Raw genomic sequence first — 12,871 nt, forward strand, 5'->3', positions numbered from 1 at the left:
TGACTACTGACTTCAATCTAAAATCTAAAATCTAAAATCTAAAATCGGTTGACTCTTTTGGTTTTTTGGGTAAGACTCTGCAAATCTGTAGAAATTTCCACCGACGGCGAAATCGGGTTGTCAAGTTGGCGAGTTTCGGGTCGAAGATTGGCGACAGAAGCAGCAGTGCGTTTGGCGATATCGTCCAAACTTTCCGGCTTCTGCACTCGTTTGCCGTCCTTGACAACCAACTCCATTAATGGTAAGTAAGAATCGCAATTGTGAATAGTTTCTCCCGACAATCCCAAACAATCTCCGAGAATTTCCCCATTTTCAATATGTCTAAAAATTTGCTTTCTTCCTGGATATGTTACCTTGCCGCTTGCCTCTTTCATCACCGGAATTCCGTCAATTTCCACCAATTTATAAACACCGTTGACAGGGGAACCGCTGACCAACTTGGTTCCCAAACCGTAACCGTCAATGCAAGCACCGCTACTTTTTAATTTAGCAATTTCTCGATCGTCCAAATCGCCGCTAGCAAAAATTGGAACGCCCGGAAGGATCGATCGAACTTCGCGAGACAGCACCGCCAAATCGCCCGAATCCAGCCGCACGCCTTCCAACTGCATTTCACCGCTGTTGACTCGATCGGCCAACATCCGCGCCGCCGCCACAGTATCATAAGTATCGATCAGCAGTGGCGCCCCCGGAAAATAGCGGTGAAAAGCTGCAAACGCCTGATTCTCGCTGCCTTCGAGGGCAGCCACAGCCATTACCAAAGCATGGGCGATCGTACCGACAGGCTTGCGGCCCAACTTCAAAGCAGCCAAAACATTAGAAGTTCCATCGAACCCCGCAGCCAGGGCCGCCCTAGCAGCCCACACAGCAGCTTGAGGCCCAAAAGCCCTGCGCGTCCCGAATTCAAGCAACTTAGCCTCCGGGCCCGCCACATCGCGCAGTCTGGCTGCCCGCGTCGCAATCAAAGTTTGATAATTTATCGCATTCAACAAATAAGTTTCCACTAACTGAGCCTGCCACAGAGGAGCCTCAATTCGCAGCAGAGGCTCGTTGGCAAACACCGCCGTCCCCTCCGGCACCGCCCAAACATCGCCAGTAAAGCGGGCTGTCGCGAGTAAAGTCCAAAATCGCTCCGGGGCACCAGCAAAAATGCCCGTGGACTGCAAAGCCTCAATTTGCGCCGGCGAAAACCGAAATTTCTCCAAATAATCGATAACTTGAGCCAAACCCATCGCGATCGCGTAGCCAAAACCCTCTGGCAGCCTGCGCGCGAATAATTCAAAACTCGCGGCCCGCCCGTCGAGCCCTTCCCCGACATAACAAGCGGCCATCGTTAGCTGGTAGAGATCGGTCAAAAGGCTGTAATCTGCTGAAGAAACCGTTAGTTCCCGGTCTTCTAAGATTTCTTCAAAACCTGTGAGCTGCAGGCTTTCTGTCGCAGTTTCCATAAGAAAAACCCCGGACAAACTTCTTTTTTTTAATTATAGTGACAAACACCATATCTTTTTGTAAATCTTTGATAAAGATTACAAATATTTGTCGGATAAATTCGCTGATTATGCCCTTGAATAGGGGATTTAGGTTAATTTATACATTAATATTATGGTAAAATCAATATAAATACTTAATTTAACAAACTCAGGAATTAAGTACAAACACTCAAGCGTTCCCGATTTTTTACGAACATATTTGGTTCCAGCCCTTGGAAAGATGTAGAAAACCGGGTTTCTGAGCGTCGGGATTGCGATCCCCACTGATTGAGTTGAGCAAGGAAAAATCTACCAGCAAAAGGTCGATCGTCCAACAATGCGTAATTTCTTAAACCTTCAGCTTGCTTCAATGTTGCAGACCAATAAGTAATTCAAATAAATATTGCTAAACTCATCCACAGCCAAAAAATCAGAGTAATATTAAAAGTATCAGAACCCAGACAAGAGAGGCAGATTCTATGAATCTTTCTAAATCTTTGGCAAACGCGATGCGTTACGTCTCGGAAGCAGCGGTGCGGATTTTTAGCCCCAGCGATGACAACTATCCAAATAGTGGAGTTCAACCTTTTGAGGGTAAGCTTTCTAAAAGTTCTAAATCGAGAGAATGAACAGCCATTCCGGCAGTTTCTAGCGAGTTCGGCACAGGCATTTAGTTTAACAGTCAACGGTTAACAATTAACTGTTGACTGTTAACTTTTGACTGCTGACTGCTGACTGCTGACTTTTGACTTTGACTGTTAATAGTAATTGTAGGTGGGGTTTCTCTTCGTTCTACCCAACATACAATTACCAATCACCAATTACACTGAGCTTCCCCAATTGACAAAAGGCATATTCAGTGTAGAGTAAGCTTTTGGAATAAAGATTTTTGCTCCCGGTTTACTGCGTATAAATTAGAGAAACACCCAGCAAAACTAGAACCTTATGTTGCACTATGGTTGGTTCAGTAATCTTATCAAAAATCAAACTATATAGCAATCCTTGCAGCAGATTTTAAGTTGCTACTTCGATACCTTAGAGTAATTCTGCTCATTGACAAAAGAGTTTTTAACTTAACTGGTTACAATGTGTAGACACTGGCTGCGGGCGATACCTAGCCGAAAGTTCGGGTCATTCCCCCGTCTCAAGACTAGCTGCAAGCTGGTCTTTTTGTTAGCTGAAAACTCTACTGTTAGTTAGGTCTTACGAGGGTTAATTGTCGTAAAGTGATTTTACAGGCAAGCTGCAAACAGGAGTGAGAAGATTCAAGTAATTGCACGGAAGCTTTGAATATTTGTTGGGAAATTGTTTGTGCCTCAATTGACTTGCAAGGAATTTCCCCTTCAAATACACCCCTGCGGACAGCGCGATCGCACTCTCGAAAGGACTAGCTGATGCAGGTAAAACAAAACAAAATTTTCACTACCGAAGCGATCGATCGCTTATCTTCACCGGAACGTCTCGACGAAATGATGCAGGTTGTTAGTCCTCGAGCGTGGCTGCCACTAACTGCAATTGGCTGTTTAGTGGCGGCTGCCGGCGTTTGGAGTGCGATCGGGCGAATTCCGCTGACTGTTTCCGGTCAAGGCGTGTTGCTTCAGCCCCGCCGCGTCGTGCAATTTCAAGCTGCTAGTTCCGGTCAATTAGTAAAGCTGAATATCAAGCCGGGAGATGTTGTTAAACGGGGTCAAGAAATCGGCAGAATTAATAAACTCGACCTCCAGCAGCAGCTAGAGCAAGAAAAAGCGAAATTAGCCCAACTGCAAGGACAAAAGCAAGATACTAATAAGCTGCAAAAACAGCAGATGGCGCTGGAATTAAAAACCCTCGAACAGCAGCAAAAAGACCTTGAAGAAAGCTTGAATAGGGAGTCAGTGGCGCCGATATTGCACCAGCAAAGTATGGCGGCATTAGAGCAAAAGCGCCAAAGTTTAGAAGAAAGTTTGCGCCGCGAACAAATTGCCCCGGTACTGCGGCAGCAAACTCTGACAGCCTTAGCAGAAAAACGCCAAAGTTTGGAAGAAAGTTTGCGGCGAGAACAAGTTGCGCCGATATTGCGGCAGCAAACTCTGGCGGCGATCGCCAAAAAACGCGACAGTCTTTTGCAGCGAAAACAGCACATCACTTCTTTGGTAGAAACTTTACAGCAGCGGTTTGAAACTCGCCGCGTTCTTTACGAACAAGAGAGGGCGATCGGCGAGGATGTAATGCTGCAAGCGAGACAGGAATTCGCGGACTCTCAGATGCAACTGGCGGATATTGAAACGCAGTTAAAGGAACTCGACGTTCAGAAAACCAATAGCGATCGCGAATTCCTGCAAAATCTCAATAAAATTGACGACATCAAAAACACCCGGCAGCAACTCAAGGTAGAAGCTACCAATACTGAACGAGAGTACCTGCAAAATCTCAACCGCCTTAACGAAATTAAAAACAACCTCCAAGAACTTAAAGTTCAGAAAAGTAACGCCGAACGAGATTATCTGCAAAACCTCAACAAAATTGACGAAATAAAAACTAAGATTAAAGACATAGAAACCCAAGCTGTAAAACTAGCTCAACAAGACTTAGAAAAATCGCTCGCCCAAACAAATCAAATTCAGGAAGTTAAACGCAAGATTGCCCACTTGCAGAATCAGTTGACGGCCGACAGCAAAATTACCAGCCAATACGACGGCCGCGTTTTAGAAGTTAGCGCCGTTGCAGGTCAAATGCTGAACATCGGTACAAGAATCGGGACAGTTGAATCTGAGAATTCTCGCGAAAAAATGGTCAGTCTTGTCTATTTTGCTGACAGAGACGGCAAGCAAATTAAACCGGGAATGACTGTACAAGTTACCCCTAGCGTCGTCAAGCGGGAACGCTACGGCGGGATTGTCGGCAAAGTAACCCAAGTTTCTCCTTTTCCGGTTACTAATCAAGATATGTCGGCAATTATCGGCAATGAAAATTTGGCTGACAGCATCGCAAAAAGCATCGCTGGCGGCGGTGCTCCCGTGCAAGTTTTTGTCGAATTGCAACAAGATCCGAACACTATCAGCGGTTACAAATGGTCTTCCTCGAACGGGCCTCCTCTCAAGATTTCCCCCGGTACTACGGCGCTAGTTCGGGTTCAAATCGGGCAGTTAGCGCCGATTTCTTACGTGATTCCTATTTTTCGTTCTTTGACTGGGGTTTACTAACCGTTATTAGCCAGTTTTTTTCGTTCTAGGAGAGAGATAATTGCTGACAAAAAATACGTTACACCGACCGTTTCTCTTGTTTATATCGAAGTCTCTATCCCCCCTAACCCCCTTAATAAGGGGGGGACAAGAGCAGTCAAAGTCCCCCTTCTTAAGGGGGATTTAGGGGGATCGAAACTCGAATACCAGCAAAATTTATTATGGGTTTCAGCCTTATAGCCAATGAAAATACCATGGATTCACAACTTTTTTACGCCGCGCAACTTAAGGCGAGTTCGTACTCCCACCCTCTTACAAATGGAAGCAGTAGAGTGCGGTGCTGCTGCTTTAGGAATTATTTTGAGTTACTGGGAACACCCAGTACCTTTAGCCCAATTGCGGAGCGAGTGCGGCGTTTCTCGTGACGGCAGTAAAGCTTCTAATATCCTCAAAGCAGCCCGAATTTACGGCTTAGATGCTAAAGGGTTTAAAAAAACTGTTGAAGAGTTGAAAACTGTACCGCCACCTTTTATTGTTTTTTGGAATTTCAATCACTTTTTGGTGGTTGAGGGGATGAAGAAACAGCGCGTTTATCTCAACGACCCCGCATCGGGGCCGAGGACTGTTTCTCTAGAAGAATTTAAGTCTGCTTATACTGGCGTTGTTTTGACTTTTCAAGCTGGGCCGGAGTTTAAAAAGGGTGGGAAAAAACCGAGTATTGCCAGTGCTTTAGATTCCCGATTGCAAAGTTCCCGTTGGGCGATCGCATTTTGTTTAATTGCTGGTTTATTACTGACTGTTCCCCGTTTGGCTGGCGCGGCATTTACCCAAATTTTTGTGGATGAAATTCTCGTCGAAAACCGTCACGAGTGGCTGCGACCTTTAATACTGGGAATGCTGTTGGCGGCGGCCGTCCAAGGGCTGCTAGCGCGGATGCGGCTTTTCTATTTGCGACGGCTGGCAAACAAGCTTGCGATTTCGATGTCGGGACAGTTTATCTGGCATACTTTGCGCTTGCCTGTGGGATTTTATGCCCAGCGGTTTGCAGGTGAAATTAGCAGCCGCTGCCAAGTTAATGACAAGGTTGCTGAAATTTTATCGGGGAAACTTGCTGCAACTGCGATCGACGCGGTAATGATGGTTTTCTATGCAATAATTATGGTTATGTACGACTGGGTATTGACCAGTGTTGCTGCTGTTTTTGCAGCCTTAAACTTTTTGGCACTGCAATCTTTATCTCGCAGCCGCGTCGATGCTAACACCAGATTAGCTCAGGAAACAGGTAAGGTTGGCGGTGCTGCGATCGCAGGCATTCAATCTATTGAAACTGTCAAAGCTAGCGGTTTAGAATTCGATTTATTTTCTAAGTTTGCCGGGTACTATGCCAAAATGAGCAACGCCCAGCAAGAATTGGCTTTGCCCACTCAAATATTGTCAATATTACCAGCATTTTTAACGGCATTAGCTGCAACTGCTATCTTAGTTGTCGGGGGCTTGCGGGTGATGAACGGCGGTTTGAGTATCGGGATGTTAATTGCCTATCAAAGTCTCACTCAACAATTCCTGCGACCAGTCAACAATCTAGTCAATTTTGGCAGCACTCTGCAAGAATTAGAAGCAGATTTAAGCCGACTTGATGACGTTCTGCAAAACCCTGTAGATTCAGAAGCAGACCGCGATTCTTTTAATAGTAAAAACAGCCGTAGCGCCATCGCACCCGATGCTTTTCATCTGCAAGGAAGCATTGAATTGCGCGGTGTCAGTTTTGGCTACAGCCGCTTGGAAGCGCCGCTAATTGACAACTTGAACTTAACCGTAAAACCCGGTCAGCGCGTAGCGTTAGTGGGGGGCAGCGGTTCGGGCAAATCTACTATTGCCAAACTTGTGACCGGGCTTTACGAACCAATGAATGGCGAAATTTTATTTGACGGGGTTCCTCGCAATTTGATTCCCCGTTCTATCCTAGCAAATTCGCTGGCAATGGTCGAACAAGAGATATTTCTATTTGCCGGAACAGTTCGCGAAAATCTGACGCTTTGGGACCCGACAGTACCGGAATCAGATTTAGTGCAAGCGTGCATTGATGCGACAATTCACGAACTTATCTTGAATATGCCGGGAGGATACGATGCTCAACTCAATGAAGGGGGGACAAATATGAGCGGCGGACAGCGGCAGCGTTTGGAAATTGCCAGGGCGTTAGTGAGAAATCCGGCGGTGTTGGTGTTGGATGAAGCAACGAGTGCTTTGGATGCTGAAACCGAGTTAATTATCGATCGCAATTTGAGGCGTCGCGGTACTTCTTGTATTGTGGTTGCTCACCGTTTGAGCACGATTCGAGATTGCGATGAAATTATTATGCTTGCAGGGGGGAAAGTTGTTCAGAGAGGCACTCATGAGGAGTTGCAAAAGCTGGGAGGAGCTTATGCTCTTTTGGTTGGGAATGAAGAATAAATAGCAGAAATAGTCGATTAACCGCGATCGCAGCCGGGGCGGGTTTACGGGTTCTCTAGTCTCTATTTCAGATCTGGGTGAACCCGCCCCTACAGGAATTATGGTCAATTTACCGGACATGATATAAATCCACTTAATTAAAGGTCAAATCTGAATGACTAAAAACCTTATCAATCCTGTTAAGAAACTGCACCGAATTAAAGGAAATGAACCGCTGCTGCTGAATGACCCGCATCAGGTATGGATTGTTAAGTCGGGCGCGATCGCAGTTTTTGCAGCCAAGATACAAAGTGAGAAGCCTGTCGGAAACCGCCATTATCTGTTCGGCGTCAGTTCCCGCGAGGCTTTGTTCGGCGCAGCTACCCCCCCCAACCCCCCCTTGCTAAGGGGGGGAGAAGGAGAAGGGGGGGGAGAAAATTCACAACCAGGTTGGGGACTTCTGGCGATCGCGATCGCCGAAACGGAACTGGAACCGATCGCGATCGCAGATTGTGCCGCTTTAGTTGCTGCTGGTGACGGCAAAATGAGATCCCTTGTGGAAGGGTGGATACAGCATTTGGGAGAACGAGTGATTCCCTACGGGATAGATCCGCTTCACGCCCCCGATGAAAAAGTTGCGGAAACTGCCGTTGTAGCAGCCTCGCAGCAGATATCGCTACTTCCCGGTCAAATTCTGCGATCGCCCCCGGGAACAGTTGTCTGGGTGCGCGTCTCGTCGGGTGATGCGAGTGTCGGGGAATTGAAGTTAAATTCCGCTTCCCCAGCGTTTCCCCTGGCTGGGAATATGCTGCTGGTGGCATCCGGGGAAGTTGAGGTGCAAATTTTCTCAACAGCAGAGGTGGAAAATGCCGACTGGCTGCGCCCGAGTTTAGCTTTGCTGCACGAGTATTTCTGCTGCTGCTTGAACTTGCTGGTTTCCCAACAAAAAGCAGAGGAATTCCGCCGGTTTCAGGAACGCGAACAGCTAAACCGCCAAGTAGCCGAGACAGCTTTGGGAGAGTTAACCGAGGTTTTGCATCCCCGAAAAACTGAGGTGTCTGAGGAAGGAACGCCGCTGTTAATCGCTGCTGGGGCTGTAGGTAAGGCACAAGGTATAACTGTCAATCCTCCGGCGGGCTCGGAAGACTTCAGCCGAGTTAAAGATCCGATGGAGGCGATCGCGCGATCGTCCCAATTTCGCACCCGCCGCGTGTTGCTGGTTGGAGATTGGTGGCGGCAGAACAGCGGCCCGCTACTGGCTTATACAAAGTTCGACAATCGACCTGTAGCTTTGCTGCCCGGTAAGGGCGAGCGTTATACTTTGTTCGATCCGATCGATCGCACTCGCAAACGGGTAACTAAAACAATAGCCCAAGAGTTGTCGTCAGAAACTCTCATGTTTTACCGGCCGCTGCCGCTATTAGTTCGCAACGCTGCGGAACTGTTTCGCTTTGGGACGAAGGGCTACGAAAAAGACACGATCGCTGCTTTCGGGCTGGGGATATTGGGAACGCTGCTGGGGATGGTGACACCGCAAGCTACCTCAATTTTGGTCAATGATGCTATTCCTGACAGCGATCGTTTGTTACTGTGGCAGTTAGGGCTGGTATTGTTAGTTGCGGCGATCGGACGGGCTGTATTTAGCATCGCCCAAACCATTCTGACGCTGCGGATCGAAAATGCTGCCAGCGGCACTCTCCAGCCGGCAGTTTGGGATCGATTGCTGAGATTAAAACCGGCATTTTTTCGCAGCTATTCTTCTGGCGACTTGCTGACTCGCTTATTAGCAGTTAATCAAATTCGCGCCCAACTCAGCGGCGCGACGCAGCGGACACTTTTGAGCGCCATATTTTCCCTGCTGAATTTGGGGCTGATGTTTGTTTACAGCCTGCCGCTGACTTTAGTGGGACTAGGTTTAACTTTTCTGGCGGTTATAGTAACAGTCACATCCAGCTTGCTCTTAATCCCAAAAGAGCGGCAGATGGAAACAGGAGAAGGCGACATTAACGGGCTGACTGTAGAACTAATTAACGGAGTATCAAAGTTGCGGGTAGCGGCCGCCGAAGGGCGAGCCTTTGCAGCTTGGGCGAAAAAATACAGCCAACAAATTAAACTAAGAACGGGAATTAAACGAATTGACGACAGCGTTTCTGTATTTAACGAAGCGCTGCCGTTAGTCAGTTCTATTCTGATGTTTTGGTTTGCAATTGTGTTTATGCAAACCTCTGAAACAGAAGGCGGCGGACTGAATATGGGGACGTTTCTGGCTTTTAATTCCGCCTTCGGAACCTTTCTTTCCGGCGTCACAGATTTGAGCAATACCTTAACTGATATTTTAGGAATTGTACCGCTGTGGGAGCGAGCAAAACCGATCGTCCAGGGCATCCCGGAATCTGACCCGACAAAAGCCGATCCCGGCCGCTTGCAAGGTCAAATTACTGTCGATAGGGCAACTTTCCGCTACCGGGAGGACGGCCCCCCAATTTTAGATGATGTCAGCATCAATATTCAACCGGGGGAATTTATCGCGATCGTCGGGCCGTCTGGTAGCGGCAAATCAACTTTATTTCGGCTGTTATTGGGATTTGAAATAGCACAAAGCGGCACTGTTTATTACGACAATCAAGATTTAGCAGGCCTCGACGTTCAAGCTGTGCGGCGGCAGTTAGGAGTAGTGCTGCAAAACGGCAGAATTAATGCTGGTTCGATGTTTGACAATATTACCTGCGGGGCGATGGTAACGCAGGAGGAAGGTTGGGAAGCCGCGCAAATGGCTGGTTTAGCGGCCGATATCGAACAAATGCCGATGGGAATGCACACGGTTGTCAGCGAGGGCGGCACGAATCTTTCGGGAGGACAGCGGCAGAGATTGTTAATTGCGCGCGCGATGGTTGTCAAACCAAAGGTGATCCTGATGGATGAAGCTACGAGTGCTTTGGACAACCGCACGCAGGCGATCGTTACTGAGAGTTTGGATAAGTTGAATGTGACGCGAGTTGTCATCGCCCACCGCCTGAGTACGATTCGCAATGCCGATCGCATTTATGTAATTGAAGCCGGCCGTTTGGTAGAATTCGGTTCGTTTGATGAATTGGTAAAACAGGGAGGATTATTTGCTCGATTGGTGGCGCGGCAGATTGAGTAGAGATTCAAGGTAAAACTATTTTCAAGAACGGGCAAGATGCCCGTTCCACAAGAAATTCACTCTTTGTGGAACGGGCATCTTGCCCGTTCATAAAAGTTGTAGGGTGCGTCGCCGATAAATATTGGATTTTTTTAAAAGATTGTGGAAGCGACGCACCTTGCAGTGTCTAATGCGATCGAGCAGAATGATGCTTATTCTTTTGTCAGCAAATCGGGCAACCACAACAAAGTTAGCAATAGCAAGCATGCGATAACTAAGCCAACGCTAAATATTGTTGTATTGCCCAAATCGGGGGCTGGGTGCATGAGGTATAGTGCCTGTAATGTCGTCATCTTTGATAACGATATCCCCATATTGTTTTAATCCATAAGAGACAAAGAAACATTTTTTAAATGCAATTCTTTGTCCCCCTATGTTGCCGGAATCATTTAAGAGCTACAACTTTCTACCAAGTATTTACTGTTGGCTCTGTGCCCAAAATTACCAAGCATTAGGATTAAACCTGTTAAAAAAGGTCTTATTCAAGTCAGCCTTAGATTTTGGTTCCTGCCAATCAGCTCCATTGGTCGCTGTGTAAATATGATAGCCACCCGCGATCGCATCTAATTCCAATTCGTCCAATTCTTGATTAGTTGAATTTTCCGGTTCTGATGCTGCGATTTGGGACAACTCAGACGGTAATTCTTGCGAAAATTGATCGTTGCTTTCCATCAGATGTTTCCTCCTTAGATGTTTAAACTCAGCAGAAGCGCGATCGCTTCTAGTTACAAGCAGCTCATTTCCCGAAATAGGACTGCATGTAGTTAATCAGTTGCATGGATATGCGCGGTTTCAGATAGTCAGGCGCGGGGCCTTCGACTGTGATAGTACGCATACCACCTGCGATCGCTTCGAGTTCCAAGTCGCTCAATTCTTGATTAGTTGAGTTTTCCGGTGTAGATGTTGCTTTTTTTATGATGCTTTCACTCGACATGGAAGTTACTCCTTGTGGATTTTTTACAGCTAGGCTAGTGCTGGCCCATGCGTAAATTTAGTTTAGGAAATTCCCCGGCTAAAGTAGCTAGCTCCAAGTTGAGTTTTGAACCTATAAAAACTACAGAGCTTTAACTCACCTTTAGTTGAGGCGATTACCTGAACTTTTGGCTAGGTATCGAATATCCCACAAAAATATATACTGGTAAGAATTTCTTGCAATGACTAAAGCCTGCGTCCCATTCCTGAGTTTGTCCAAGCGATCGCCCCAACGCCCTAACTCCCCAACGCCCAACAAAAACCCCTCACACCGCCGATTAAATGCTAAAAAAGGTTAAATTTACACGGAGCCTTTACTCATGACCCACTTCGGCATTCTCTGTCCGGGATTCGGCAGCCACCTCAACACTATGATATCTTTGGGCTGCGAACTGCTTCGTCGCGGTCATCGAATTACTGTATTTAACTTCCCCGATGCTCAAGCCGCAACCTTAGCCAGCGGCTTAGAATTCCAGCCATTCGCTGAAGAAGAGTTTCCCGTCGGCTGGTATGCAGAAATCCTTACCCAACGCGGAAAACTTAGTGGACTTACGGCATTGCGACATACTTTGAACGAAGTCGCTAAGACTTCGAATGCTCTTCTCAGAGAGGCTCCCATCGCCATTAAAAAAGCTGGTGTAGAAGCTTTGCTAGTAGACCAAGTTTGTCTCGAAGGAGGAACAATTGCCGACTGTCTAAACATTCCTTTTATCACAGTTTGCAGTGCGTTGCTTTTAAATCGAGACCCCAAAATTCCACCCATTTGTACCCTTTGGCAGTACGATCCGACTTGGAAAGGACGTTTACGCAATCAAGTCAGCTATCAGTTACTCAGTTTGCTTGCAAGACCGATTCGAGAAGGGATTTCTGAGTATCGCCACGAGTGGAACTTACCTTTGCACTCTCACCCGAATGATGCTTACTCGAAACTCGCTCAACTCAATCAACATCCGGCTGAATTTGACTTCCCCAGACAAAATTTACCCCCACATTTCCATTTCACCGGCCCTTATCACAATCCTGCGACTCGCAAACCAGTGCCTTTTCCCTTTGAACAATTAACTGGGAAACCATTGATTTATGCTTCGATGGGAACTATTCAAAATCGCTTGTTGGAGGTTTTTCAAACGATCGCCTCTGCTTGTGAAGAATTAGACGCTCAATTGGTGATTTCTCTGGGAGGTGGCGCGAGTCCAGAATCCTTGCCGTCATTGCCGGGAAATCCGATCGTTGTTGGTTATGCACCGCAATTAGAGTTGCTGCAAAAAGCGACTCTCACTATTACTCACGCTGGGATGAATACAACTTTGGAATCTTTGAGTAACGGAGTACCAATGGTGGCAATTCCTGTGGCGAATGACCAGCCTGGAGTCGCAGCGCGGATTGCTTATACGGGAGTTGGGGAAGTGGTTCCTTTGAAGGAATTGAGCGTTCCTAAAGTCCGATCGGCAATTGAGAAAGTCCTCACCCAAGAGTCGTATAAACAAAGGGCGATCGAGATGCAAGGGGCGATCGGGCGATCGGGCGGAGTCAAGCGCGCCGCTGACATTATCGAACAAGCTGTATTGACTGGGAAGCCTGTCTTGGCTTCTAAAATCTAAAATCTCAGATGTGGAGTCAAATCTCAAATCTCAAATCTAAAATCTAAAATC

General features: G+C 47.0%; 8 protein-coding genes. 5 read left to right on the forward strand and 3 right to left on the reverse strand.

Going from position 1 to position 12,871, the window contains the following annotated elements; translation table 11 throughout:
- Positions 1 to 38 precede the first annotated feature (38 nt).
- On the reverse strand, positions 39 to 1,448 hold the full coding sequence (locus QUB77_RS20615; protein WP_333179590.1) for a nicotinate phosphoribosyltransferase: 1,410 nt from the start codon (positions 1,446 to 1,448) through the stop codon (positions 39 to 41).
- Between the two features lie 500 nt (positions 1,449 to 1,948).
- Between QUB77_RS20615 and QUB77_RS20620 the strand changes: the two genes are divergently transcribed.
- The 4 genes from QUB77_RS20620 (at position 1,949) to QUB77_RS20635 (ending at position 10,208) form a co-directional block, all read left to right on the forward strand.
- A complete protein-coding gene (locus tag QUB77_RS20620) occupies positions 1,949 to 2,098 on the forward strand; it encodes an isochorismate synthase (protein WP_333049849.1) in 150 nt (49 codons plus the stop codon).
- A gap of 765 nt (positions 2,099 to 2,863) precedes the next feature.
- On the forward strand, positions 2,864 to 4,651 hold the full coding sequence (locus tag QUB77_RS20625) for an NHLP bacteriocin system secretion protein (RefSeq protein WP_333179587.1): 1,788 nt from the start codon (positions 2,864 to 2,866) through the stop codon (positions 4,649 to 4,651).
- A 222-nt stretch (positions 4,652 to 4,873) separates the two neighbouring features.
- Positions 4,874 to 7,084: an NHLP family bacteriocin export ABC transporter peptidase/permease/ATPase subunit gene (locus QUB77_RS20630; RefSeq protein ID WP_333179584.1), complete on the forward strand. Its 2,211-nt coding sequence runs from the start codon at positions 4,874 to 4,876 to the stop codon at positions 7,082 to 7,084.
- Between the two features lie 154 nt (positions 7,085 to 7,238).
- Entirely contained in the window at positions 7,239 to 10,208 is a 2,970-nt protein-coding gene (locus tag QUB77_RS20635; RefSeq protein WP_333179582.1) for an NHLP bacteriocin export ABC transporter permease/ATPase subunit, read from the forward strand.
- A 480-nt stretch (positions 10,209 to 10,688) separates the two neighbouring features.
- Here the strand turns inward: QUB77_RS20635 and QUB77_RS20640 are convergent, their stop codons facing one another.
- Together QUB77_RS20640 and QUB77_RS20645 are read right to left on the reverse strand one after the other, a co-directional pair.
- Positions 10,689 to 10,919: a hypothetical protein gene (locus QUB77_RS20640; protein WP_333179580.1), complete on the reverse strand. Its 231-nt coding sequence runs from the start codon at positions 10,917 to 10,919 to the stop codon at positions 10,689 to 10,691.
- 64 nt (positions 10,920 to 10,983) lie between these two features.
- Entirely contained in the window at positions 10,984 to 11,181 is a 198-nt protein-coding gene (locus tag QUB77_RS20645; RefSeq protein WP_333179577.1) for a hypothetical protein, read from the reverse strand.
- Between the two features lie 358 nt (positions 11,182 to 11,539).
- On the opposite strand from QUB77_RS20645, the gene QUB77_RS20650 reads away from it, so the two are divergent.
- Complete coding sequence (locus tag QUB77_RS20650) at positions 11,540 to 12,820, forward strand: glycosyltransferase (protein ID WP_333179575.1); 1,281 nt, start codon at positions 11,540 to 11,542, stop codon at positions 12,818 to 12,820.
- Positions 12,821 to 12,871 lie beyond the last annotated feature (51 nt).

It is taken from the genome of Microcoleus sp. AT9b-C3 (assembly GCF_036705485.1).
Lineage (GTDB): Bacteria > Cyanobacteriota > Cyanobacteriia > Cyanobacteriales > Microcoleaceae > Microcoleus.